Below are 23575 nucleotides of genomic sequence, written 5' to 3' on the forward strand. Positions count from 1 at the left end.
ACTTCTCCACAGTGGAAGATCCGAGGGGCATCGACTGTCGGCACGGTGTGCCACCCTGGGACGGTCACCAGCGGTCACCGGAGGTGAGGGTCACGTTACGGCTACGCGCACTGGTCGCCGTCCCCGGCACCGGGCCGGTGACCCTCGACGTCCCGGCCGGCACGACGGCCGCCCTGGTCGCACCACCCCGGGTCGGCACAGCCGTCGCTCGGGTGCTGGCCGGGCTCGCCACCCCGGTCACCGGGCGCGTCCTGGTCGGCGACCGCGACGTCACCGCCCTGCCGCCGCCACGCCGGCAGATCGGCTACGTGCCCGCCGGCGGCGCGCTGCTACCGCAGCTCACCGTGCGCCGCAACATCGAGTACGGCCAGCGCAAACGCGAACGGGTGCACGAGGTGGCCGACGACTGGACGGCCACCGTGGTGGACCGGCTGGAGCTGGCGCCGACGCTGGCCCTGCTGCCGCACCTGCTCTCCGACGCCCAGCGCTTCCGGGTCGCCCTGGCCCGGGCCGCGGTCTGCCTGCCCGAGGTGCTCGTCATCGACCTGCCCACCGACCCGGCCGGCGGCAGCCGCCTCGCCGATCTGCTGCCCCGACTCTCCCCACCGGACGCACCCGGGGTGGCCGTGCTCGTGTGCACCGCGGACGAGGCCGCCCTGACCGAGATCCCCCGCCGGCACGAGCTGGTCACCGAGCCCGACGGGATCGGCCGGTGACGCCGACGGGCCGGGTGAGCCGGCGTAGCCTGCTGCGCGCCGCCGCGGCCGGCGCCGCCGTGACCGCCGCCGGCTGCACCGGAGGCACCCGGTCGGTGCAGGTGGCCGTCGTCTGGAGCGGAAGCGAGCTGGAGCGGTTCCGCAGGGTCGTCGCCGGCTACCCCGCCCCGGTGCACGTGGTCAGCGCCGGCAACGACATCGACGCGTTCCTGCGCGCCCGGCACCTCGCCGGCACCAGCCCGGACGTGGCGATCCTGCCGCGCCCCGGCCTGGTCACCGAGTACGCCCGGCGGGGGTGGCTGCGCCCCGTGCGCCCCTCGACGGAGTACGCGGTGCCCACCGGGCTGAGCGACCTGCTGATGACCCGCGACCGGCGCTACGGCGTCTGGGTGAAGGCGGCGCACAAGTCCCTGATCTGGCGCCTGCCGTCGGTGCTGCCCGACCCGCCCGGCAGCTGGGACGAGCTGGTCACGCTGACCCGCCGCCTCGGCGCACTCGCCCTGCGCGACGCCGGCCCGGCACCGCTGGCGATCGGCGCGGCCGACGGCTGGGTGCTCACCGACTGGTTCGAGAACGTGCTGGCCGACCTGGCACCGGACGCCTACGACGCCCTCGCCGGGCCGGACGCCGACTGGCAGGGCCGGCCCGTGCGCGACGCCCTGGACCGGCTCGCCGAGCTGTGGAGCATCGACGGCGCCTTCCCCGGCGGCGGGCGCCGCGCCCTGCTCACCCAGTACGAGGAGTCGGTGATCCAGGTGGTGCGCTCCCGCCGGGCGGTGATGGTCTTCGAGGCCGACTTCACCGCCGAGGTGGTCGGCACGTTCCGGCGCGGCCCGGAGGAGGCGGCCACCTTCCGGTTCCCGAGCACCCGGCCCGGCGGGCGCGGCCCACTGATCGTCGGCGGCGACGCCGCGGTGGCGTTCGTCGACGCCCGGGGCGGGGTCGAGCTGGTCGAGTGGCTCACCAGGGCCGACTCGTTCCAACCCTGGCTGCGCGCCGGCGGTTACCTGTCGCCCAACACCACCATCCCGCTGGACGGCTACGTCGACCCGGTCCGCCGCCAGCTCGCCGGCGAGATGCGCGCCCCCGGCACCCTGCGCTTCGACCTCTCCGACCAGCTCCCCGGGCCGTTCACCGGCTCCGACGGCCTGGGCATCTGGCGCATCATGCAGGACTTCTTCGCCGACGTCACCGACGGCGTGTCCGCCGCCGAGGCGGTCCGTCGGGCCACCGGCCAGCTCGCCGCGGCGGCGCGCAGCGCGGGCAGCGGCCGATGAGCCAGGTCCGGGTGCTCGGCGAGCTGGCGGTGCTCGACGACGTGGGGCCGCCCCGGCGGGGCCGGGCGTACCCCGCGGCCGGGGCCACCTCCGCGCTGCTGCTGCCCGCCATCGTGCTGCTCGGTGGCCTGGTGGTGTGGCCGGTGCTGCGCACCCTGCACGCCAGCGTGACCACCGACGGTCGCTGGGTCGGCGTGGATCACTTCGAGACCGCGCTCGCCGCGCCGGGCACCGGCGCGGTGGTCGGCCGCACGGTGCTCTGGGCGGTGCTGGTGCCGGCGGTGGTGACGGCGCTGGGCTACCTGCTCGCCGCCGCGTCCCGCCGCTCCCAGGAGGGCGGGCTGGTCCGCCTGATCCTGCTGGTGCCGGTGGCATTGCCGCTGGTCGTCACCGGGGTGACCTTCCGCCTGATGTACGACCCCGACCCGACCCGGGGCCTCGCCACGCTGGTCGCGGCGCGGCTGACCGGCCGGTCCGCCGAGGACGCCCCGCAACTGCTCGGGCCGGGCCTGGTCACGGTGGCGCTGATGTCGGCGTTCGTCTGGGCGTGGGTGGGGCTGGCCGTGCTGGTCTTCCGCGCCGCGCTGGACGCGGTCCCGCCGAGCCTGGCCGACGCGGTACGCGCCTACGGCGGCGGTCGACGCCACGTGCTGTGGGACGCGCAGTGGCGGCCGCTGCTGCTGCGGACCGTCGCCGTCGTTTTCGCGCTGGTGGCGGTGGGGACCAGCCGCACCTTCGACCTGATCCTGGTGATGACTCCCGGCTCGGTCCGTGACGAGGCCGCCGTGCTCGCCCTGCGGGTGTGGCAGACCTCGGGCGGCACCACCACCGGCGAGGGCGCGGCCCTCGGCGTGGTGTGGATGGTGGCGGTCGTCGGCGGGATCCTGGTGGCGGCGCTGTTCGTCCGGCAGGCGTGGCCGCCACCGCGTGCCGAGACACCACCGGACCCGGGCCGGGTCGCCCCGCCCCGGCGGGTGTTCCGGTTGCTCGCGGCGGGTGCCGCGGTGGCCTGGCTGGTGCCGCTGGCGGTGCTGGTCGCCACCTCGATGCACGGGCGGGTGGACGCCGCCGCGCGCGGCTGGTGGTCGGCACCGCCGGGCATCGGCTCCTACCGAGCCCTGCTCACCGGCACGGAGCTGTGGCGGACGCTGGCGTTCACGCTGCTGCTGGCCACCGTGGTGACCGCCACCGTGCTGGTGGTCGCGCTGCTGGCCGCGTACCCGCTGGCGTGGCTGACCGGGCCGGCCGCGCAGGCCACCGGGCTGCTGCTGCTCGCGGCCAGCGTGGTGCCGGTCCAGGTCATCGCCGGACCGGTCAACGAGGTGCTGGGCCTCGTGCTCTCCTCCGGCACCGCCCGCGGCCTGGCCCTGGTGCACGTGGCGCTGGGCGTGCCGTTCGCGGTGCTGGTGCTGCGCAACGCGTTCGCCGACCTGCCCGCCGAGCAGGTGCGCGGCGCCCGGCTGGGCGGGCGGCGCTGGTGGGGCACCCTGCGCCGGCTGGCCCGGCACAACCTGCCCGCCGTGGTGGCGGTCTCCGTGCTGGAGTTCGTCCAGGTCTGGAACGACCTGGTGGTGGGTCTGCTGTTCAGTGGGCCGGAGGCGGCACCGCTGGGGCTGTTCCTGGCCGGGCAGACCCGCGGCTTCGTGAGCAACAGCGGTCTGCTGGCCGCCAGCTCGGTGCTCGCCTCGGTGCTGCCGGTGGTGCTGGTGGTGCTCGCCCGGCGGCAGCTCGTCGCCGGGCTGGTCTCCGGGGGCGTCCGGTGACCAGCCCCACCGGCGCCGGCCGCGGGCCGCGCTGGCCGGTGCTCATCGCGGTCGGCACGCTGGTCAGCGGGGTGCTCGGCAACCTGGCCAGCAACCTGCTCTCCGAACTGGCCGCCAGCGTGCTCGGGCCGGCCAGCATCGTGCTGGTGATCAGCGGTGGAGTCGGCTTCGTGGTGTTCGAGATGCGCCGCCGCCGCGCTGCCCGGGAGGTGAGCCCGGAGCCCACCGACGTCGTCGCCGTACCGGCCACCGGCGCGCCGACGCTGCCCTATCCGGCCGGCTTCACCGGACGCGACGAGCACGTGCGGGCGGTGCTCGGGCTGCTCGCGCGCGAGCACGCGGTGGCCGTGCTGGGCCGGCGGGCGGTGGGCACGTCCGCCTGCGCCGTGCAGGCGGCGAACCTGTGCCGGGAGGACTTCCCCGACGGGCAGTACTACCTCGACCTGCGCCGCGGCGGCCGACCCCGGTCCGCCCGGCAGGTGCTCACCGCGCTGGCCGGGGTCCTGGGCACCGCGCCGCCCACCTCGGGCCGGCCGGACGCCCTCGCGGTCGCCGCCGACGCGCTGCGCCGCCAGCTCGACGGCCGCAAGATCCTGCTGGTGCTCGACAACGTCGACCGCCCCGAGCAGGTCCGGCCACTGCTGCCGCCCACCGCACGCACCTGCCGGCTGCTGCTCGCCGGCGGCCCGGCGCTGAGCGGGCTGGAGGGCGTGGTCGCGCACTGGATCGCCGAGCCGGGCCCGGCCGAGGCGGTGGAGCTGTTCGCCGCGGCCGGCGTGGCCGCGCCGGCCGCCCGGATCCGCCGCGCGGACCCGCGGACCGACCCGGCGGTCCGCGAGATCGTCGAGCTGTGCGGGCAGCAGCCACGCACCGTCCGGGCGCTGGGCTACCGCACCGCACAGCACGGCTGGCGGCACGCCGACGTGCTGGACGCGCTGCGCCGCGCGGTGCAGACACCCCCGCACCAGCGGGTCACCATCTCGCCGGCGGCGCGGCTGGTCACCGAGCGGGACACCGCGTACCGGGCGTTGACCCGCGAGGCCCGCCGCCTGTACCGGCTGATGTCGCTGGCCCCCGCGCCGGTGGACCGGCCGGCCATCGCCGCGCTGGCCGGTCGACACCCGGAGCGGGTGACGGCTCTGCTCGACGAGCTGGCCGCCGCGGCGTTCGTGGTCGGCGCTCCCGGCGACCGGTACGAGATCCGCCCGCTGCTCGCCGGCAACGCCCGGCTGCACCTGCGAAGTGCCGATCCCGCGCGGGCCCGGGTCGCCGCGCAGGCCCGACTGACCCGGCACCTGGCCCGCCGGGCCGAACGGCACGCGGCCAACCTGGCCGTGCTCGGCTCCCCACCGGACCGGGAGTGGTCACTGCCGCTGGACGACGACCCGTACGGCTGGTTCGACCTACACCAGGAACTGCTCCTGGCGGTGGTGCGGGTGCCGGCCGGCGCGGCCGAGACGCTGCCCCGGCGGGTGCGGCGGTGGTGGTTCCGGCTGGCCGTGGCGCTGTGCGGGTGGCTGGCACACGCTGAGCGGCTGGACGAGTGGGAGCAGGTGTGCCGGACGGTGCTCAACACCCCGACCGCCGACGACCGGCCCGAGATCGCCGGGTGGGCGCACAACGAGCTGGGGGTGCTGCGCCGGCGCCGGCACGACCCGCAGGGCGCCGCCGCCGCGCTCACCCTGGCGGTGGCCGAGCGTGGGAGGCGGGGCACCGCCCAGGCCCGGATGAACCTCGGCCTGGCCCTGCTCGACCTGGGGCAGCTCGACGACGCGGTGGAGCACCTGGAGCTGTCCCGCCGGCACCGCTCGGGCGCGGACCGGGCCGGGCTCGCGCTCACCGACCTGGGCCTCGGCGCGGCGCAACTGGCCCGGGGCGAACTGGACACCGCCCACCACCACCTCGTGCGGGCGGCCAACACGTTCCGGTCCGTCGGTGACGCGCGCGGCTACGCCGCGGCGCTGACGAACCTGGTGCTGGTGCACTCCGCCCTCGGCGAGCACCTGGACGCCGCGCAGGCGTGGCGGGCCGCGCTGCGCGAGTACGAGTCGGTCAGCGACCCGACCAGCCGGGCGGCGGCGCTGCTCAACGCCGGTGCGACGCTGCTGACCGCCACGCCGGCCCAGGCACGCGCGGCATACGAGCTGCTGGCCGAGAGCCGGCGGCTGCGCGAGGAGAGCCGCCCCACCCCCGGGCTCGCGCGGACCCTGCTGTACCTGGGTGACGCCGCCGCCGAGCTGGGCGACCGGTCCGAGGCGCGGCGGCACTGGGCGGACGCGGCGGCGGTGGCCGAGGAGGTCGACGACGCCGACGGGCTGGCCGCCGCCGACCGCCGCCTGGAGGACGGCGCGGACCGGACACCAGCCGGCCCGTGATCAGCGGACGAGCGTCGGCGGGACGCTCCGGTCCGGCATCGGGCGCCGGCGTGATGTCGATCGCTCACGTTGGCCGGTGGAACGGGTCTGGGAGAGTGTGTGACCGTGGATGCGCTCTCGGTGCGGGGACTTGGCCGTAACTTCGGCAACCTGGTCGTGCTCGACGACGTGAGCTTCACGCTCCAGGCGGGCCGGATCGCGGTGGTGCTGGGCCCCAACGGCAGCGGCAAGACCACCCTGCTGCGCTGCGTCGTCGGCGCCGACCGGCCGGACGCGGGCGAGGTGCTGGTGCAGGGTCGCCGGGCCGACGAGACCGACCCCCAGGTGCGGGCCCTGGTGGCGGCCGCCCTGGACGACATCGACTTCTTTCCCGACCTGTCCGTGGTCGAGCACCTGGAACTGGTCGCGTACGCCCACGGGGGTGACGCCGACCCGGTCGACGAGGTCGTCGCCGAGCTGGGCCTGGAACCGGCCCGCGACCAACTGCCGGTGACGTTGTCCAGTGGGCAGCGCCGCCGGTTGGCCCTGGCGTCCTGTTTCGTACGGCCGCGCCGGGTGCTGATCCTCGACGAACCGGAACAGCGGCTGGACGTACGAGGACGGCAGTGGCTTGCCGACCGGCTGCGCCGGGAACGGGAGGCGGGCACCGCCGTGCTGCTGGCCTCGCACGACCCGGAGCTGATCGACGCCGTCGTCGACGAGCGGATCGAGATCGGCCGGTGACGGCACCGCCCGCCACGGTCGCCGACGCCCCGGTCGGGGTGCCCACCGCCCGGCAGGTGCGCGCACACCTGCGCCGGGCCCGCCGCCGGCACCACGACCACTCCCTGGGCGACGTGCTGGGCGACGCGTACGTCGTGGTCCTGTTCGTGGGCATGTACGGCTGGTTCGCGGTCAGCGCCAGCCGCGACATGCTGGAGTCGCCCACCGTCGGGCGGGCCGATCCGGGGGTGCGCTGGTGGCTGGCGGTCGCCGCGCTGCTGGCCGCCGCCGGGCTCGCCTGGCGGGGCCTGCGCGCGCTCGGCCCGCTGCTGGTCACCCCGGCGACGCAGAGCTGGGTGACCAGCGCGCCGGTCGACCGGCGGGCCTGGCTGGCGCCGCGCCTCGCCATCCTGCTGACGGGCGCGACGGCCGGCACCGCGCTGGTCGGGGTGGGTGTGGCGGCGCTCGGCGGCGTCACCGACCTGGCGGCCCTGGGTTGGGCGGCGGCGGCCGGCGCGGGGTGGGGTGCGACCGCGCTGGCGTCCAGCGTCGTCGCCCAGGGCAGCGGGGCCGGCCGGCGGTGGCCGACGCTGGCCGGGGTGGTGCCGGTGGTGGCGGCCGCCCTCGTCACGGCTCTGGTGGTGGTCGTCGGCCGCCTCGGTGACGCGCTGCCCCGGCCGTCGACGTCGCCGGCCGCCGCGCTGGTCGCCGTCGGGGTGCCCCTCGCGGTCGCCGCCACCGTCCTGGCGGTACGCGCGCTGCCCCGGGTGGACCGGGCCACGCTGACCACCGGCGCGCAGTTCGCCAACGCCGCCGCCACGGCCACGATCCTGCTCGACCCGAGCCTGCTCGCCGGCCTGGTGGAGAGCCGGCGCTGGCGGCAGATCGGCCGGGTGCGCAGCCGCCGGTTCCTGTCCGGCCCCGGCTGGTGGGCGATGCTCCAGGCCGACGTGCGCCGGTTGCGCCGCCACCCCAGCGCCCTGCTGATCTGGACGGCGCTGATCCTCGTCCAGTACGCCGCCGCGCTCGCCCTGCCCGGGCTGGCCGGTGCCGCGCAGGTGGTGTTCGGCTACCTCGCCACCGACCGGTTGACCGGTGGCCTGCGGACGATCAGCCGGTCGCCGGGGTTGCGTCGCGCGCTCGGCGGCAGTGACGCGGCGCTGCGCGGAATCCACGTGGTGGTGCCGGCGATCGGCGCGGGGCTGTGGTGGCTGCTGACCCTGCCGACGGTCGACGGTGGGCCGCCCTGGCTGGGGCCGGCGATGGCGCTCGGGGTGGTGGCCGCCGCGTGGCGCAGCGGCACCCGACCACCGATCAACTACGGCGGGGCGACGGTGAACACGCCGTTCGGGATGATCCCCATCGACCTGCTGCGCCAGGGCGGGCGCGGGCCGGCGCTGCTCGCCGTGCTGGTCCTGGTCCGCCTGTTCCTGGGCTGACCGGGCGGGTTCGCCCGGTCAGCCCAGGTGGCTCAGCCGTCCAGCCGGCGGACCATGTTCATGATCGTTTCTAGCTGGGCGCCGCCCTTGATCGGGTAGTTGGTCGCGCCGAGGTACCCCCACCAGTCCCAGCAGCCGTTCGGGTTGCTGACGGCGGAGGTGGCCTGCGGGTAGAGGACGATCAGGTTGTTGGTGTCGGCGTACGGGTTGAGGTTGGCCCGGTCGACGAAGGCGGTGCCCACCGAGCCGTACCCCTGTAGGCAGCCGTGCAGGGCGACCACCAGGCGGCACGACTGGCCGGCCGCGCAGGCCGACGGGACGTAGGCGAAGCCGTTGGCGTCCATGCTCAGCCCGTTGGCCCAACCGTTGACCGCGAAGGTGTTCTGGTTGAACCGGATGAGCGTGCCGCCGAGCGGGCCGGTGTTCGGCGCGTTCACGCCACCGAGCAGCTTGCGCAACAGGGCGTTCTGCGGGTCGCTGCCGCAGTCGTTGAGGAACGGCGACGCGGTCGCGGTGCATCCCCGCGTCCCGTACGGGGTGACCCACGAGTGGCCGGCCGCCGAGCCGCTGTCGTACTGCACGCTGGCCCCGAAGTGCTGGTAGTAGCGGACTAGGTCGTCGGTGACGGACTTCTTGACGGTGTTGTCGTTGGCGCCGTGGAAGACGTACACCGGGTCGCCGGACAGGTTGCCGACCGGGTCGACCCAGCCGTAGGACGCCCAGGTCCGGGTGTAGCTCTGCAGGGCGGACACGTTGGTCGGGTACTGGTTGTCGCCGCAGCCGTAGAGCGCCTGGGCGACGTTGTTCTGGGCGCAGTAGTACGGCCCGGCGGCGAAGACGGCCGCGCCGCGGATCCTGGACGAGTAGGCGACGTGCAGTTGGGTGGCCAGGTATCCGCCGGAGGAGACGCCGGCGACGTACACGCCGGAGACGTTGTAGGTGTTCAGCGACCCGGAGACCGGGGGCTTCGTCGCCGGGGTGGCGGCCTGGGCGGGGGCCGCGCCGGTGAGGATCAGCAGGAGGACGGCGGCGAGGGCGGTGGCGGCTTTCAGCGGTGTCGTCATGTGACGCTCTCCTTGGGAGCGCCGGCGGGAGGCGTCGGCGTGGGCAGACGCTACCGTGACGTAGAGCACACGAGGTATGAGCGCGACCGACACGTCGGGCGGCACCGGTGTGTGTTCGCAGTCCATTCGGCACCGTGGATGTCCACCGTCGACACCGCCGGTCCTGCCTAGCCGGAGCGGAGGGCGGCAGCGATCGTCGCGACGCCCTCCTCGATCTCGGTGGCCGTACGCGCGGCGTAGCCGAGCACCAGGCCCGGCCGGTACGGCCGCTGGCAGTGCCAGGACAGTGGCTGCACCTTCACTCCCCGGGCCAGTGTCGCGGCGGCCAGCTCGCCGTCGGCCAGCTCGCCGTCCAACGTGATCATCAGGTGGAGCCCGGCCGCCGCGCCGTGCACCGTCGCGCCGGGCAGTTGCCGGGCCAGCGCCGTGATCATCGCGTCCCGACGCTGGATGTGCCGGCGGCGCAGCAGCCGAAGGTGACGCTCCAGCGCACCGGAGGTCATCAGCTCGGCCAGCACCAGCTGCGGCAGCACGGCGTTGCCCAGGTCGGCGTTGCGTTTGGCGGCGACCACCGCCTCCCGGTGCCGGGCCGGCACGAGCAGCCAACCGACCCGCAGCGCCGGGGCGAGCAGTTTGGACACGCTGCCGGCGTAACAGACCTGCTCGGGCAGCAGCCCACGCAGCGCCGGCACCGGGGGCCGGTCGTAGCGGTGCTCGGCGTCGTAGTCGTCCTCGATGATCAGCCCGCCGGCACGCGCCCAGTCGACGAGCTGGCGGCGGCGGTCGCCGTCGAGCACCACACCGGTCGGGAACTGGTGTGCGGGGGTGAGCATCACCGCCGGCACGCCGCTGGCCGCCAGCTCGTCGACGCGCAGCCCGGCGTCGTCCACCGCGACCGGTGGGGTGTCCACCCGCCAGTTGTTCAGGTGCTGCCGCACGCCGAGCGAGCCCGGGTCCTCGACCGCGATCCGGTCGATGCCGGCCGCGCCGAGCACCTGGGCGAGCAGCCCGAGCGCCTGGGACACGCCGGCCACGATGATGACCTCGACGGGGTCGACGGCGATGCCTCGACTGCGGGCCAGCCAGGCGGCGACGGCCCGGCGCAGCGCGGGCGTGCCACACGGATCGCCGTAGCCGAAGTCGGCCGCGGCGAGGTGGGCCAGCACGGTCCGTTCGGCGCGCAGCCAGTCCGCACGGGGAAAGGCGGTCAGATCCGGTACGCCGGGCGTCAGGTCGATGGTCGCGCTCGCCGCGCGTACCGCGTCGAAGATGTCGCTGCCCGGAGCCGGCGGGAAGAGCGCTCCCGGCGCCGGCGCGGCGGCCGGGGCGGGTGTCGGGGTCGCCGGTGCGGGCGGCGCGGCGACGACCACCGTCCCGGCCCGGCCCCTCCCGGTGATGTGCCCCTCCTCGGTCAGCCGCTGGTACGCCTCGGTGACCACGCCCCGGGAGACGCCGAGGTCGGCGGCGAGCAACCGGGTGGCGGGCAGGCGGCCCCCGACCGGCACCCGGCCGTCGGCGATGGCCTGTCGCAGCCGCGCGGCCAGCCAGTCGGCGCGCCCGCCGGGCGGGGCGTCGGCGATGGTCAGGTGCAGAAAGTCCGACCCGGTCGTTATGGACCTGTCGGGTGCCCTCGTTTTGGCCCTGCTCACCGGACCATCTTGGCAGCAGAGTGGGAATCAGACAGCCCCGTCGAGCGACACCGGAGGACATCCGTGACAGTTCCGTTCCTGATCACCACGCTGATCGTGGTGGTCACCCCGGGCACCGGGGTGTTCTTCACCCTCTCCGCCGGACTGTCCCGGGGCGCCCGGGCCGGTGTGCTGGCCGCCTTCGCCTGCACGCTGGGGGTGGTGCCGCACCTGCTGGCGGCGTTGACCGGCCTCGCCGCGCTGTTGCAGACGAGCGCGGCGGCCTTCGAGGTGGTCAGGTACCTCGGCGTCGGGTACCTGCTCTACCTGGCCTGGTCGACCGCCCGGGACCGCAGCGCCTTCGCGGCGACCGGCACCGCGACACCCCGCTCCGCGGCCCGGGTGATCGTGTCCGGAGTGCTGGTCAACCTGCTCAACCCGAAGCCGACGCTGTTCTTCGTCGCGTTCCTGCCGCAGTTCGTGGACACCACCGCGCCGGGCTCGACCCGGTCGATGCTCGCGTGCGGCGCGGTGTTCATGCTGCTCACCTTCGTGGTGTTCAGCGGCTACGGCGTCTTCGCGGCCCGGGTGCGCGACCGGGTGCTGACCCGGCCACGGGTCACCGACTGGCTGCGCCGGTCCGTCGCCGGCACCTTCGTCGCGCTCGGCGTGACACTCGCCCTCACCGAACGATAGGGAGTCCCGTGCAGTTCGAGCATTCCGCGCAGCTTCGCGCCGCGTACCCCGACCTCGTCGCCGGCGTGGTCCAGGCCACCGGGATCACCGCAACGGCCGACGTCACCGAGCCGACCGCCGGCTATCTCGCCGTCGCCCGCGAGCGGTTGGCCGCAGGCGCCGAGAGCGGCTTCCCGGAGATCCAGGCGTGGCGGCGGGCGTACACGACCATGGGGCTGCGGCCCACCCGCTACCGGTGCGCCGCGGAGGCGCTGCTGCGCCGGCTACGCCTGGACGGCGACCTGCCCCGGCTGCACCCCCTGGTCGACCTCTGCAACGCCGTCTCGGCCGCGTACGCGATCCCGGTCGCGGTACTCGACCTGGACCGCGTCGACGGTGACCTGGTGGTCGGACCGGCGCAGGGCGACGAGGAGTACCTGAGCTTCGCCGGCGACACCGAGCACCCCGACCCCGGAGAGGTGACCTTCGTCGACAGCGCCGGCCGGGCGCACGCCCGGCGCTGGACGAACCGGCAGAGCGGCTGGTCGGCCGTGCGGCCGGCCACCTCGTCCGTGCTGATCGTCGCCGAGGCGCTGCACCCGGACGCCGAGGCGGACGTGACCCGACTGGTCGCCACGCTGGCGGCGGAGCTGACCGAGGCGTGGTCGGCACCGACACGGGTCGCCGTGCTCACCGACGCCGCACCACGCTTCGAGATGACGGCCGCCGGTCAGGCGGTGTCGCCGGGGACGAGGTGACGGTAGCCGTGGATCGTCTCGCCGAACCAGCCGGCCACGCTGGCCAGGCCGCGCTCGTTGATCTGCGCGTCGTGGATCGGGTACGTGTGAGCGGCGCCCACCTCACGGGCGAACCGGATCGCCTCGTCGAGGCGCAGCCAGGACCCCTGCGCCGGAACCAGCAGGGTGTGCACCGGCTCGTCCGGCACGTGCAACGCGTCGCCCGGGTGGTAGACACCGTCGCCGATCAGATAGCCGAGGTTGGGACAGTCGGGCTGGCCCTCGAAGATGGCGGCGTGCCGGCCGCCGTGCGCGGTCACGGGGATGCCGGCGGCGGTGAAGCGCTGCCCGGCGCGGACCCGGGTCACCGGCAACGGGGCGAGGTCGGGCAGCCGGGCGCCCTCGGGCGCGTACACCGGGACGCCGAGGCCGGCCAGCCGCAGCACGTCGACGTGGTCGGTGTGCTCGTGGGTGACCAGGACGGCGTCCGCGCCGACCAGGGCACCGGGTTCGCTCCAGGTGCCCGGGTCGACGACGAGCACCCCACCGTCGTGCTCGACGCGGACGCAGGAGTGGGTGAACCGGGTGATCCGCATCCGGCGACGGTACGCCGTCGGTCTGCCGTCGGTGGTCCCGGAGGATCCGGGCGGTGTGTGGGGCCACCGACCGGCATGATCGAGGGCATGCAGCGCTCGACGCAACGGGGGCACCGGAGCATGCCGCACACCGCCGACGTCCGGATCGAGGCGTGGGCACCCGACCGGGACGGGTGCCTCGCCGAGGCCGTCGCCGCGCTGGTCGAGACGTTCGCCGACACCGGCGGCGCCCGGCCGCAGGCGGACACCGAGTTCGACCTGCCGCCTGGCGACGACGAGGACCTGCTGGTCGGCGTACTGGACGAGGTGATCTTCCGGCTGGACACCGAGGGCACCCTCCCGCTGGACTGCGACGTGCGGTCGACCGACGACGGCGGCCTGCGGGTGCACTGGCGGTCTACCAGCACCGACGCGGTGGAGCTGGTCGGCGCGGTGCCGAAGGCGGTGTCGTTGCACGCGCTGCACATCGCCCCGGGCTCCGCCGGCTGGTCGTGCGCGGTGACCCTGGACGTCTGAGGCCGGTCAGCCCTTGACCACGCCGAGGGGGGTGAGGCGGGCGACGAGTCGGCACAGCCCGGCGCCCCGGGCCGCCTCGACCACCGCCGAGACGTCCTTGTACGCCTCCGGCATCTCCTCGGCCAACCCCTTCCAGGACGCGCCCCGAACGACCACACCCCGCGCCGCCAGGTCGCGCCGCACGTCCTGACCGCGGACGGCCCGGGTGGCCTCGCCCCGGCTGCGGGTACGGCCGGCGCCGTGACAGGTCGACGCGAAGGCCGGATTGCCGGCGACGCCGGTCAGCACGTACGACGAGGTGCCCATCGAGCCCGGGATCAGCACCGGCTGCCCGACGTCACCCAGGTCGTCGGGGAGGTCGGGGTGCCCGGGCGGCAGCGCGCGGGTGGCGCCCTTGCGGTGCACGCAGAGCCGCCGGGTGCCGCCGTCACGCCCGTGCTCCTCGATCTTGGCGAGGTTGTGCGACACGTCGTACACCAGATCCAGGCCGCTCCCGGCAACCCGGCTGAAGACCCGGCGGGCCGACTCCGTGAGCAACTGCCGGTTGGCCCGGGCGTAGTTCGCCGCGGCGGCCATCGCACCCAGGTAGGCCCGCCCCTCCGGGGAACCGACCGGCGCGCAGGCGAGCTGCCGGTCCGGCACCTCGATGCCGTACCGGGGCATGACCCGCTCCATGATCCGCACGTGGTCGGTGCAGATCTGGTGGCCCAGCCCTCGGGAGCCACAATGGATCATCACGCAGACCTGGCCGAGGCGCAGCCCGAAGGCCGCCGCGACCGGCTCGTCGTACACCTCCTCGACGGCCTGCACCTCCAGGAAGTGGTTACCGGAGCCGAGGCTGCCGACCTGACCCTGCCCGCGCTGCACGGCCCGCTCGCTGACCTGCGCCGGATCGGCGTCGGCCACCGCGCCGCCGTCCTCACAACGGGCCAGGTCCCGGGGCACCCCGTGCCCCTGTTCGACCGCGTACCGGGAACCGCCGCGCAGCACCGCGTCCAGCTCCGCCCGGTCGGCGAGGTTCCAGACCGCGCCCCGACCCATGCCGCGCGGCACCGCCGGGTCCAGGCCGTCCATCAGCGCGTCGAGGACCCGGGGAAGCTCCGACCGGTCCAGGTCGGCGGTGAGTAACCGCACCCCGCAGGAGATGTCGAAGCCGACCCCGCCCGGCGAGACCACCCCGTCCTCGGCGACGTCGGTGGCGGCGACCCCACCGATCGGGAAGCCGTAACCCCAGTGCACGTCGGGCATGGCGTACGACGCCCCGACGATGCCGGGCAGGGTGGCCACGTTCGCCACCTGGTCCAGCGACCGGTCGGCACCGACGTCGGGCAGCAGCTCCGGCACGGCGAACACCACCCCGGGCACCCGCATCGGCGCCCGGCGGTCGATCCGGAACCGGTACGGCGATTCCTGAACCAGCTCCATGCCAGGCGGCTACCCACCGTGTCCACCGGTACACCAGGGCGACCCGGTTGAGCCGGTCCGGCCGGGGTAGTGCGCAAGCATGCCGCAGCGATACGAGAACTACCCGAGAATCGCCGTCGTCACCGGCGCGGACTCCGGCATCGGCAAGGCGTGCGCCGTCGCCCTGGCCGAGGCCGGCTTCGACATCGGCATCACCTGGTACGGCGACCCCGACGGCGCCGAGCGGACCGCCACCGAGGTGCGCACCACCGGTCGGCGCTGCGAGGCCGTCGAGATGGACCTCACCCGGCTGCCGGACGCGGCGGCCGTGGTGGACGAGCTGGCCGACCGACTGGGCGGCGTCGGGGTGCTGGTCAACAACGCCGGCACCGGCGCCTCGACCCCGTTCGTCGACACCGGGTGGGAGCAGTGGCGCGAGGTGCTCGCCGTCGACCTGGACGGGCCGTTCCTGTGCGCCCAGCGGGCGGTGCGGCGGATGAGGACGGCCGGGGTCGGCGGGCGGATCATCAACATCACCAGCGTGCACGAGCACGCCCCCCGGGTCGGTTCGGCGGCGTACTGCGCGGCGAAGGGCGGGCTCGGTCTGCTGACCAAGGTGATGGCGCAGGAGTTGGCGCCCGACGGGATCACCGTGAACGCGGTCGCACCGGGCGAGATCGCCACGCCGATGACCGACCAGGAGGACGTCGACCCGTTCACCCAGGACCGGCCCGGTGTACCGGTGGGGCGGCCGGGCGACGCCCGGGAGGTGGCCGCCGTGGTGGCACTGCTCGCCTCCCCCGCCGCCAGCTACGTCACCGGCGCGTCCTGGCCCGTCGACGGCGGCATGCTGCTGATGGGCCCGCAGGCCAACTCCCTGACCTCGAACGACTGGCGATCGGTCTGAGGGCCGGTCAGCCCTGCCGGGCCGCTGTCGCCCGACCCCGTTACCGTCACCTATGAGCGGTGCGATGACTCCGGCGGGTGAAACCGGCGGTCGTGAACGGGACAGCGCCCGGCAAAGCGGGCACGTATCCTCCGCATTCCGGTGATCAACGGGCGGCGGCGGGGCCGGTCGACGACGGAGGGGGACCGGATGCCCGAGTGGGTCGGTCGGGGCGGCCGGCAACGACGCGCCTTCGGTGTCGGCGGGACGCTGCTCGGGGTCGCCGCCCTGATGCTGCTGGCCGCCTGGCGCAGCACCGGCTTCCTCAGCGACCTGCTGCTCAACCTCGGCGCCAGCGTGGTGCTCGCGGCCATCTCGTACGTCATCTTCGACCCGCTGTTCGAGGAGGCCCGCAAGGCGCGGGTGCAGGAGCACCTGAGCTTCGACCAGCAGGCGTTCGTGGCGCGGCTGCACCGCGCCGGCCGCCGGGTGCGCATCCTCGACACCTGGACGATCCTGCTGGAGCAGCGCCACCGCGAGGAGACACTGGGTGCGGTCCGCGCGGCGCTCACCAACGGCTCCCAGGTGCAGTTGCTCCTGCTCGACCCGGACTGCACCGCCGCCCAGCAGCGCTCCGAGGAGCTGGAACGCCAGCGGGTGGACGTGCCACGGCAGATCCGCACCAACCTGCGCCACCTGGCCGCCTTCGCCGAGACCCTCGACCCCCGACTGCGGCATCGCCTGCAGGTCCGCCTGTACGACGCCTCCCCGTCGATCCAGCTCTACCAGTGGGACGGACGCGCGCTGATCTCGTTCTTCCCGATCGGGAAGCTGTCGTTCAACGTGCCCCAGCTCGAGGTGGACATGGACAGCCCGTGGGGTGGGTTCGTGCACGCCCGGTTCGAGGAGCTGTGGGAGCACGAGCAGGCAACCCTGGACCTGGAACGGTACTGGTCGGTGACGGTCACGTTGCGCCACGACGACTCCGACGTGGTCGAGGTGCAGGTGCCCTACGTGACGGTGGACGGGCAGCACTACGTGGACTGCCACGCGTTCCGCCTGGCCCGGCCGCTGACCGTGCGGGCCGTGTTGCCGCCCCGCGCGCCGGGAGCCGCGCCGGGAGTGTTCGCGCTGGCCGAGCTGGCCGACGACGACCGTACGCCGGCCGCGACCGTGGTCCGGCACTTCGACCAGAAGTACGGTCCCGGCGGCGGGGACCGGGCGGTACGCCGGTTGGCGCCGCAGCCGTCGGGTGGTTCCCGTACTCCCGCACCCCGTTCCACGGCGGCCGGCGACACGCACGGACGGTGACCCCCGGCCCGACCCGTCGGTGCGGCGCGGGACAATGGTGGTCGCCGTGCCGATCGCCAGGAGGACCGTCCGCGTGTCGCCCAGCCCCGCTCCCCCGCCCGGGCCGGCGCAGCTGCGCGCCGACTGCGAGCGCTGCTTCGGGTTGTGCTGCGTGGTGCCCGCCTTCGCCGCGTCGGCGGACTTCGCCATCGACAAGCCGGCCGGGCACGCCTGCCCGAACCTGCGCCCCGACCACCGCTGCGGTATCCACACCGAGCTGCGGCAGCGCGGGTTCCCCGGCTGCACGGTCTTCGACTGTTTCGGCGCCGGCCAGCAGGTCGCCCAGGTGACCTTCGGCGGGCGGGACTGGCGGGACGCGCCGGAGACACTGCCGGCGATGGCCGCGGCGTTCACGGTGCTGCGTCCGCTGCACGAGCTGCTCTGGTATGTCACCGAGGCGTTGGCGCTGCGCCCGCCGGCCGACGTGCGCGTCGAGCTGGAGCGCGCCCGCGCCGACACGGTGGCGCTGACCGCGGGCGATCCGGCCGAGCTGGGCACGGTGGACGTGGCCGCGCACCGCGACCGGATCAACCCCCTGCTGGCGCGAGCCGGGGACGCGGCGCGCGCCCGGGGTGGCCCCGCCGGCCCGGACCGTCGCGGTGCCCACCTGCTCGGGGCCGACCTGCGCGGGGTGGATCTGCGCCGGGCCAACCTGCGTGGGGCGTTGCTGATCGGCGCGGACCTGCGCGGGGTCGACCTGGGTCTGGCCGACGTCACGGGCGCGGACCTGCGCGGCGCCGACCTGCGCGGCGCGGACCTGACGGCCACGCTCTTCCTGCACCAGGCCCAGCTGGACGCCGCGCGCGGTGACGCCCGCACCGGGCTGCCGGCGACGCTCACCCGCCCGGCACACTGGACGGCGCTGGCGCTCACCCCGGTCCGCCGGCCCTCCCGCGCCACGGCACCCGCCCGTCGCGGCAGGCGCCGGTAACCCGATCGGGCACGCCTCGCGCTCAGTCTCCGGTCAACTCCCGGTAGCCGGCGTGGACGGGGCACCGCGGGCAGCGGGCGCGGTCGCAGAGGCGGCAGAGGTGCGCGAGGCTGCGGTCGTCGGCCACCTCGTCGTGCAGCAGGGTGCGGGCGATGGCGGCGAGCTGGCCGCGCTGCTCGGAGGTCAGCGGGGCGAGCAGCGCGGTCAGTGCCTCCTGCCGGGCGTGCAGGGTCCGGGCGGCGACCCTCGCCCCCTCGGTGGTGAGGTGCAGGGCGCGGCTCCGCGCGTCGGTGCCGGGGCGCCTCTCCACCCAGCCCTGCTCCCGGAGCCGGCGGACAAGGTGTGCGACACCCGGTTGGGTCAGCCCCAGCACCTGGCCCAACCACTCGGCGGTCACGCCCGGCTGGTCCTTGAGGACGACGAGCGCCTCGGCGAGCGCACCGCCGGCCCCGACGGACGCGCTGACCGACGCGCGCATCCGCGAGCCGACGAGCAGGGCGAGAGCGCCGAACAGGTTGGGCGAGCCGTCCTCGGGTAGATTCATAAGTCATGAATGTACCCCGGCGAGCGATGCTCCTCATCGTCCTGATGACCGTGGCACAGCTACCGGTCGCGCTGCGGCAACTGCTCGTCGTGCTGCTCGGTCACCAGAACACCGGCAGCTTCGCCACCGCCGGGGTGGCCAGCGCCGGCTGCGGGATCGGGTTGGCGCTCACCGCGCCGCTGGTCGGCCGGCTCCTGGGCCGGCTCGGTGGCCGGCCCGTGCTGCTCGCCACCGGCCTCGCCCACCTGCTCGCCCTGCTCGGGTTGGCCGTCGTCACCGAGCCGGCCGCGTTCGTGGCGCTGGCCACCGTGGCCGGGCTCAGCACCCCACCGGCCGTCGGCAGTGGACGCGCCCAACTGGCCCGGATGGTCCCCGCTGCGGCGCTGGCCCGCGCGTACGCGGTCAACGCCGTCGGGCAGGAGGTGCTCTACGTCGGTGGCCCCCTGGCGGTGACGCTGAGCCTGCTGCTCAGCGGTCCCACGGCGGCGCTGCTCGCCTTCGCGGCGATCGGCACCGTCGGGCTGCTCGGCATGGCCGCCGTGCTGCCGCCCCGAGAGGCCGACCGGCAGCCCGCCGGACGACGGTCCGCGCTGCCCGGCCGGGCCACCCGCCGCACCGTCGTCGGCACCCACATCGGCTACATGATCGGCATTGGCGCCATGTGGGTGCTGGTGCCCGCGTTCGCCACCACCGTCGGGCACCCGGACCAGGCCGGGCTGCTGGTGACCATCTGGTCGGTGGGCAGCCTGGCCGGTGGGGTGCTGCTGGCCCGCCTGGGTCGGCCCGGCAGCCCGGCCGGGGCGTACCTGACGATGCTCGGCACGTTGGCCGCCACCTCGCTGGCGCTGCTGCTTCCCCGGAGCGTGCCGCAGATGGCCGTCGCGCTGGCGGTCTTCGGTCTCGCGCTGGCACCGTTCCTCGCCGTCACCGACGAGATCCTCGCCCGGTCCACCCCGGCGGCCCAACTCCCCGAGACGTACGGCTGGTTGCAGACGGCAGGACAGCTCGGCATCGCCGCCGGCTCAGCCACCAGTGGCGCGGTCAACGATCACCTCGGCAACACTCCGGCGTTCCTGGTGGTCTGCGGCGCGTTGGCGCTGGCGCTGACCGTCGCGCTCAGCCGTCGCCGGTCGCTGCGGTTGCTGTCGGGCCCGCCGCGGGCCGAGGCCGCCGGACCGGCGGTCGCCGCGGGCGGGCGAGGTTTCGTCCACGACGACGCCGGGTAGCCACCGCCGACGCGAAACGGCACCGACGGGGGGCACGGCGTGGGCTTCCGAAAGCGCGACGGTGAGCTGCCGGGCGACCCGCAGCACAGCGAGGACGAGGCCGGTCAGGCCCGGCTGGTGCAGGTCGAGGCGGACACCGAGGTCCCGCCGCCGGACGACACCGATGTGCCACCGGACATCGTGACCGAGGACGACAGCTCGGGTGTCGCCGGCGGATCCTCCGGCAGCAGCAGCGGCGGGTCGAACATGCCCGGACATCCGGACGCGACCCGCTGACGCGGGGTCAGTGCGGGGTCAGCGGCTGGCCAGCGCGGCCGCCCGCGCCTCGGTCATGCCCTTGTTGGCCAGCCCGTCGGCCCGCTCGTTCTCCGGATGCCCGTTGTGGCCCTTGACCCACAGCCAGGTGACCTCGTGGCGCTCGCACGCCGCCTCCAGGCGCTGCCACAGGTCGGCGTTCTTCACCGGCTGCTTCCCGGCGGTCAGCCAACCGTTGCGCTTCCAGGACGCCAGCCAGCTCGTGATGCCGTTGCGCACGTACGTGCTGTCGGTGTGCAGCTCCACGACGACCGGTCGGTTCAGGCTCTCCAGCGCCTGGATGGCCGCCATCAGCTCCATCCGGTTGTTGGTGGTCGGAGTGGCCTCGCCGCCGCACAGCTCCCGCTCGTGGTCGCCGTAGCGCAGCAGGGCACCCCAGCCGCCCGGCCCGGGGTTGCCGCTACACGCCCCGTCGGTCCAGATCTGCACACCCCTGCCGGCCGCCGCGTCCACCATGCCCGGCAACCTACCGGGCGGCGACGCCGCGCCCCCCGCTCGGGGGTCGCCACGCCGGCCCGGGACCACGACACCGACTGGTGCTGATCCCGGGTCAGCCGGGCTCCGACCCGGCACCCCGCCCGACGGCGGGCGGGCCACCCACCACCGCCGTCGGAATGGCCGCGGCAGGTCGGGGCGGGCGCAGCCGGTCGCGGAACCTGTGCGCGGCGTCGCCTGCGGTGGCGGCGATCATCGGCAGCAGGCGGGTCGAGTTCATGATCGCGATCTCCTCGGCGGGAGTGGTGACTCCGTCGAGGAAGCGCAGCACCCGCTCGGCGGGGTTGCGGTCGAAGAGCCGGTCGAAGAACTCGGGACCACCGACGCCGCCCCGGTCCAGCGCGCGCAGCGCCACCGCGTCCATCCACCGGTGCCGGCGCGGGTACGCCGGGTCGGGCACCGGCGGCCGGCCGGCGGCGAGGGCGCGGGCCACCTGGTCGGCCTGCCGGTACATCGCGGAGAACGTGAAGCCGGTGGAGGGCCGGGTCGCTCCGCCGGCCGTACCGAGGCGGACCACCCGGGGCGAGGGCCGGGCGGGGAACGGCGCGTCGGTCATCGGGATCACCCCGTTCTCCACCTCGCGCACCCGGAGCCCGGCCGGGTCCAGACCGAGCACGTTCCGGTAGCCAAGCAGCGCCGCGTCGTATCCGGCGTCGGTGAGCAGGGCCGGCGAGAACTCGGTGTACTCGACCAGGGCGTACCGGTCGCTCACCGGCAGCACGTAGCCGAAGGAGACGCCCCGCGCGGGCTGCGGGGTACGGAAGTCCATCAGCACCGCCCGCGCCGGGTCGAAGACCGGTCGGTCCGACTCCAACCACCAGCCCCGGAAGTGCTGCAACCAGGTGGTCCGCCCGGGACGGGCCGGCGGGCGGGGCCGGGAGTCGAGCACCCAGCCGGCCCGCACGTTGCCCCCGTCGCCGGTACGTACCACCACCCACGTGCCGTCGTCGGCCACCGACACGGCGGGCGCGACGATCCGGAGGGCGTCGAGCCGGCGTTCGGCCTCGGCAGCCCGGTCGTAGACCGGGCCGGAGCGGAGCATGGCGTACCGCAGGGGGGCCAGGTCCAGCAGCCGACGCCGCGCCGGCGTCGCCACCTCGACCTGCCGCCAGCTCGCGCTCAGCAGCGGGTCCAGGTCGCTGTCGGGGTGACCCCAGAACGCCCAGGTGCGGTCCTGGCCACGCCGGCGCACCGGGTCGACGACCGCGATCCGCAGGCCGCGGACGCCGTGCCGGTCCAGCGCGGCGAGCAGCAGCGACGCGGCGCCGCCGCCGCCGAGCAGCGCGAGGTCGACGTCGAGCGGCGCGGCTTCGGTCATCGCCCCACGCTGCCACACCATTCCGCCCGCCACACGTCGCCCACCCGAGGCGGCGAAATGGCCGACGGCCGAGCCGTCCCCGGCCCAGGCGGCCGGCTGAGCGCCTGACAACCGCCGGCGCGGTGGGGCATTCCCGTCGGCGTCGTCGATACCTCGCCATCGGCCCAGCCGCGACAGCCCGACCGCAGGAGACATCGACCGGGCCACCGGTGCCGGTCGGCTCGTCCGGGCCTTTCCGCAGCTCTCCCCGCCTTCGGGTGGACACGTGACGGCAACGAAGGTTTCTCATTTTCACCTGATCGAGGACCCAACGCACCTAGTGTTGGTCACACCGGTGCTAGTCACGGAGTTGGCCACCCGAACGACGTCCCACGCAGTCAGCGGACGAAAAGTGAGGGAAGACGCGTATGAAGGTCTCAACAGCACTCTGTTCGGCGGCGCTCGGCGTGGGCCTCGGCACGCTCCTGCTGCCGGGCGCCGCACTGGCCGACACCACGGTGTCACCGGCCACCACCCCGGTGGGTGGGACCGTCGTGCTCACCGCGACGACCTGCAACCCGAAGGCGGGTGACGCCATCTTCCGCGTCACCGGCCCCAACCGCGACCAGAACGTCCGGTCCACCACGGCCGCCGCCGGCGGCGGCCTGAGCGCCGAACTCTTCACGGCCGGGTTCACCCTCGGCACGTACACGGTGACGGCGACCTGCGGCGACGGCAGCTCAGCCGGCAGCGCCACGTTCACCGTCACCCCGATCGGCGCCGCCCCGGCCGGCTCCGGCGGAGACAGCCGCGACAACGGCACTCTCGCCGCCGGTGGCACGCTGCTCGGCACCGCCGTCGCCGGCGCGGTCATCCTGTTCCGCCGACGCCGTCCGGTGTCCGCCGTCGCCTGACCGGCGACCCGCTCCATCCCTGAGGACGGGTGCCCGTGCCGGTGACACCGGCGCGGGCACCCTGACCATCCCGTACGGAGGCGCGCACGTGAGCTCACGGCGAACCCTCCCGGCCGTGGTCGCCCTGCTCGGGGTGACCGGGCTGGGGCTCATCACCGTCGGCCTCACCGCCGACCCGGCACGGCCTCCACGACCGCCGGCCGACGCGCCGGCGCGCACCCACCCCGCACCGGACCTGGCGCCACTGCCCCGCGCCGCACCTGTCCGGGTGCAGATCCCGGCCATCGGCGTACGCGCCGAGGTCGTCCCGGTCGGCGCCGACGCCGCCGGGGTGCTGGAGGTCCCGCCTCTGGACCGGCCCACCCTCGCCGGCTGGTACCGGCACGGGGTCAGCCCCGGCGAGACCGGCAACGCCGTCCTCGTCGGACACGTCGACTCCCCCGCCGGACCGGCCGTCTTCTTCGACCTCGGTCGGCTGCGCGCCGGCCAGGAGATCCAGATCACCCGCGCCGACGCCGCGGTCACCACGTTCACTGTGGACGACGTCCGCGCGTACCCCAAGGACCGCTTCCCCAGCGGCCTCGTCTACGGCCCGGCGGACGCCGCCGGGCTGCGCCTCATCACCTGCGGCGGCCGGTTCGACGCCGGGACCGGCAACTACGTGGACAACATCATCGTCTTCGCCACCCGCACAACCTGAGACCCCCGGCCCGGGTGTCGGGAGC

At 75.1% G+C, this 23575-nt stretch carries 23 protein-coding genes; 16 read left to right on the plus strand and 7 right to left on the minus strand.

From position 1 onward, the window contains the following. Positions 1-83: 83 nt before the first annotated feature. The 6 genes from ACTWLT_RS27700 (at position 84) to ACTWLT_RS27725 (ending at position 8272) form a co-directional block, all read left to right on the plus strand. Positions 84-716, plus strand: coding sequence for an ATP-binding cassette domain-containing protein (locus ACTWLT_RS27700; RefSeq protein ID WP_445320876.1), 633 nt, complete (start codon positions 84-86; stop codon positions 714-716). Next, positions 713-1993, plus strand: a complete 1281-nt coding sequence (locus ACTWLT_RS27705; protein WP_445320877.1) for a hypothetical protein — start codon at positions 713-715, stop codon at positions 1991-1993. Before ACTWLT_RS27700 ends, ACTWLT_RS27705 begins: the two co-directional genes overlap by 4 nt. Next, positions 1990-3756: a hypothetical protein gene (locus tag ACTWLT_RS27710; RefSeq protein ID WP_445320878.1), complete on the plus strand. Its 1767-nt coding sequence runs from the start codon at positions 1990-1992 to the stop codon at positions 3754-3756. The genes ACTWLT_RS27705 and ACTWLT_RS27710 overlap by 4 nt, the downstream gene beginning before the upstream one ends. After that, on the plus strand, positions 3753-6131 hold the full coding sequence (locus ACTWLT_RS27715; protein ID WP_445320879.1) for a tetratricopeptide repeat protein: 2379 nt from the start codon (positions 3753-3755) through the stop codon (positions 6129-6131). The genes ACTWLT_RS27710 and ACTWLT_RS27715 overlap by 4 nt, the downstream gene beginning before the upstream one ends. Before the next feature lie 99 nt (positions 6132-6230). Then, a complete protein-coding gene (locus tag ACTWLT_RS27720) occupies positions 6231-6854 on the plus strand; it encodes an ABC transporter ATP-binding protein (RefSeq protein ID WP_445320880.1) in 624 nt (207 codons plus the stop codon). Next, positions 6851-8272, plus strand: coding sequence for a DUF6297 family protein (locus ACTWLT_RS27725; RefSeq protein WP_445320881.1), 1422 nt, complete (start codon positions 6851-6853; stop codon positions 8270-8272). Before ACTWLT_RS27720 ends, ACTWLT_RS27725 begins: the two co-directional genes overlap by 4 nt. Before the next feature lie 32 nt (positions 8273-8304). Here the strand turns inward: ACTWLT_RS27725 and ACTWLT_RS27730 are convergent, their stop codons facing one another. Together ACTWLT_RS27730 and pdxR are read right to left on the minus strand one after the other, a co-directional pair. Continuing rightward, a complete protein-coding gene (locus ACTWLT_RS27730; protein ID WP_445320882.1) occupies positions 8305-9336 on the minus strand; it encodes an extracellular catalytic domain type 2 short-chain-length polyhydroxyalkanoate depolymerase in 1032 nt (343 codons plus the stop codon). A 167-nt stretch (positions 9337-9503) separates the two neighbouring features. Next, entirely contained in the window at positions 9504-10985 is a 1482-nt protein-coding gene (gene pdxR, locus ACTWLT_RS27735; RefSeq protein WP_445320883.1) for a MocR-like pyridoxine biosynthesis transcription factor PdxR, read from the minus strand. Positions 10986-11048: 63 nt separating this feature from the next. On the opposite strand from pdxR, the gene ACTWLT_RS27740 reads away from it, so the two are divergent. Further along, on the plus strand, positions 11049-11660 hold the full coding sequence (locus tag ACTWLT_RS27740) for a LysE family translocator (protein WP_445320884.1): 612 nt from the start codon (positions 11049-11051) through the stop codon (positions 11658-11660). Positions 11661-11668: 8 nt separating this feature from the next. Then, positions 11669-12397, plus strand: coding sequence for a B3/B4 domain-containing protein (locus tag ACTWLT_RS27745; protein ID WP_445320885.1), 729 nt, complete (start codon positions 11669-11671; stop codon positions 12395-12397). On the opposite strand, the gene ACTWLT_RS27750 is transcribed toward ACTWLT_RS27745, so the two are convergent. After that, a complete protein-coding gene (locus ACTWLT_RS27750; RefSeq protein ID WP_445320886.1) occupies positions 12370-12972 on the minus strand; it encodes an MBL fold metallo-hydrolase in 603 nt (200 codons plus the stop codon). The genes ACTWLT_RS27745 and ACTWLT_RS27750 overlap by 28 nt on opposite strands. Positions 12973-13059: 87 nt before the next feature. Here ACTWLT_RS27750 and ACTWLT_RS27755 point away from each other — a divergent pair, with 87 nt between their 5' ends. After that, positions 13060-13488 carry an archease gene (locus ACTWLT_RS27755; RefSeq protein ID WP_445320887.1) on the plus strand — a complete coding sequence of 143 codons (429 nt, stop codon included), beginning with the start codon at positions 13060-13062 and terminating at the stop codon, positions 13486-13488. A 6-nt stretch (positions 13489-13494) separates the two neighbouring features. Here the strand turns inward: ACTWLT_RS27755 and ACTWLT_RS27760 are convergent, their stop codons facing one another. Next, complete coding sequence (locus ACTWLT_RS27760; RefSeq protein ID WP_445320888.1) at positions 13495-14913, minus strand: RtcB family protein; 1419 nt, start codon at positions 14911-14913, stop codon at positions 13495-13497. 79 nt (positions 14914-14992) lie between these two features. Here ACTWLT_RS27760 and ACTWLT_RS27765 point away from each other — a divergent pair, with 79 nt between their 5' ends. The 3 genes from ACTWLT_RS27765 (at position 14993) to ACTWLT_RS27775 (ending at position 18059) form a co-directional block, all read left to right on the plus strand. Then, positions 14993-15799 carry an SDR family oxidoreductase gene (locus ACTWLT_RS27765; protein ID WP_445320889.1) on the plus strand — a complete coding sequence of 269 codons (807 nt, stop codon included), beginning with the start codon at positions 14993-14995 and terminating at the stop codon, positions 15797-15799. A 189-nt stretch (positions 15800-15988) separates the two neighbouring features. Next, the gene (locus ACTWLT_RS27770; protein ID WP_445320890.1) at positions 15989-17089 is read left to right on the plus strand and encodes a DUF5919 domain-containing protein; all 1101 of its coding nucleotides are present in this window, start codon (positions 15989-15991) and stop codon (positions 17087-17089) included. Between the two features lie 52 nt (positions 17090-17141). After that, complete coding sequence (locus ACTWLT_RS27775) at positions 17142-18059, plus strand: pentapeptide repeat-containing protein (RefSeq protein WP_445320931.1); 918 nt, start codon at positions 17142-17144, stop codon at positions 18057-18059. A 22-nt stretch (positions 18060-18081) separates the two neighbouring features. Here ACTWLT_RS27775 and ACTWLT_RS27780 read toward each other — a convergent pair whose 3' ends face one another. After that, complete coding sequence (locus tag ACTWLT_RS27780; protein ID WP_445320891.1) at positions 18082-18603, minus strand: MarR family winged helix-turn-helix transcriptional regulator; 522 nt, start codon at positions 18601-18603, stop codon at positions 18082-18084. A gap of 5 nt (positions 18604-18608) precedes the next feature. Here ACTWLT_RS27780 and ACTWLT_RS27785 point away from each other — a divergent pair, with 5 nt between their 5' ends. Both ACTWLT_RS27785 and ACTWLT_RS27790 read left to right on the plus strand, forming a co-directional pair. Then, positions 18609-19829: an MFS transporter gene (locus tag ACTWLT_RS27785; protein ID WP_445320892.1), complete on the plus strand. Its 1221-nt coding sequence runs from the start codon at positions 18609-18611 to the stop codon at positions 19827-19829. Positions 19830-19868: 39 nt separating this feature from the next. After that, positions 19869-20105: a preprotein translocase YidC gene (locus ACTWLT_RS27790; protein WP_445320893.1), complete on the plus strand. Its 237-nt coding sequence runs from the start codon at positions 19869-19871 to the stop codon at positions 20103-20105. A gap of 18 nt (positions 20106-20123) precedes the next feature. Here ACTWLT_RS27790 and rnhA read toward each other — a convergent pair whose 3' ends face one another. Together rnhA and ACTWLT_RS27800 are read right to left on the minus strand one after the other, a co-directional pair. Next, entirely contained in the window at positions 20124-20600 is a 477-nt protein-coding gene (rnhA, locus tag ACTWLT_RS27795) for a ribonuclease HI (RefSeq protein ID WP_445320894.1), read from the minus strand. 94 nt (positions 20601-20694) lie between these two features. Further along, positions 20695-21957, minus strand: a complete 1263-nt coding sequence (locus tag ACTWLT_RS27800; RefSeq protein WP_445320895.1) for a lycopene cyclase family protein — start codon at positions 21955-21957, stop codon at positions 20695-20697. 407 nt (positions 21958-22364) lie between these two features. On the opposite strand from ACTWLT_RS27800, the gene ACTWLT_RS27805 reads away from it, so the two are divergent. Together ACTWLT_RS27805 and ACTWLT_RS27810 are read left to right on the plus strand one after the other, a co-directional pair. Further along, complete coding sequence (locus ACTWLT_RS27805) at positions 22365-22850, plus strand: hypothetical protein (RefSeq protein ID WP_445320896.1); 486 nt, start codon at positions 22365-22367, stop codon at positions 22848-22850. Between the two features lie 88 nt (positions 22851-22938). Further along, positions 22939-23550, plus strand: coding sequence for a class F sortase (locus tag ACTWLT_RS27810; RefSeq protein ID WP_445320897.1), 612 nt, complete (start codon positions 22939-22941; stop codon positions 23548-23550). Positions 23551-23575: the final 25 nt, after the last annotated feature.

The sequence above is a fragment of the Micromonospora yongxingensis genome (assembly GCF_052601155.1).

Bases quoted from the DNA above. Each gene is read 5' to 3' on its own strand.
- ACTWLT_RS27710 (WP_445320878.1), top strand. From the start codon at position 1,990: ATGAGCCAGGTCCGGGTGCTCGGCGAGCTGGCGGTGCTCGACGACGTG.
- ACTWLT_RS27730 (WP_445320882.1), bottom strand. From the start codon at position 9,336: ATGACGACACCGCTGAAAGCCGCCACCGCCCTCGCCGCCGTCCTCCTG.
- ACTWLT_RS27750 (WP_445320886.1), bottom strand. From the start codon at position 12,972: ATGCGGATCACCCGGTTCACCCACTCCTGCGTCCGCGTCGAGCACGAC.
- ACTWLT_RS27755 (WP_445320887.1), top strand. From the start codon at position 13,060: ATGCAGCGCTCGACGCAACGGGGGCACCGGAGCATGCCGCACACCGCC.
- ACTWLT_RS27760 (WP_445320888.1), bottom strand. From the start codon at position 14,913: ATGGAGCTGGTTCAGGAATCGCCGTACCGGTTCCGGATCGACCGCCGG.
- ACTWLT_RS27765 (WP_445320889.1), top strand. From the start codon at position 14,993: ATGCCGCAGCGATACGAGAACTACCCGAGAATCGCCGTCGTCACCGGC.
- ACTWLT_RS27770 (WP_445320890.1), top strand. From the start codon at position 15,989: ATGCCCGAGTGGGTCGGTCGGGGCGGCCGGCAACGACGCGCCTTCGGT.
- ACTWLT_RS27780 (WP_445320891.1), bottom strand. From the start codon at position 18,603: ATGAATCTACCCGAGGACGGCTCGCCCAACCTGTTCGGCGCTCTCGCC.
- ACTWLT_RS27785 (WP_445320892.1), top strand. From the start codon at position 18,609: ATGAATGTACCCCGGCGAGCGATGCTCCTCATCGTCCTGATGACCGTG.
- rnhA (WP_445320894.1), bottom strand. From the start codon at position 20,600: ATGGTGGACGCGGCGGCCGGCAGGGGTGTGCAGATCTGGACCGACGGG.
- ACTWLT_RS27800 (WP_445320895.1), bottom strand. From the start codon at position 21,957: ATGACCGAAGCCGCGCCGCTCGACGTCGACCTCGCGCTGCTCGGCGGC.
- ACTWLT_RS27805 (WP_445320896.1), top strand. From the start codon at position 22,365: ATGAAGGTCTCAACAGCACTCTGTTCGGCGGCGCTCGGCGTGGGCCTC.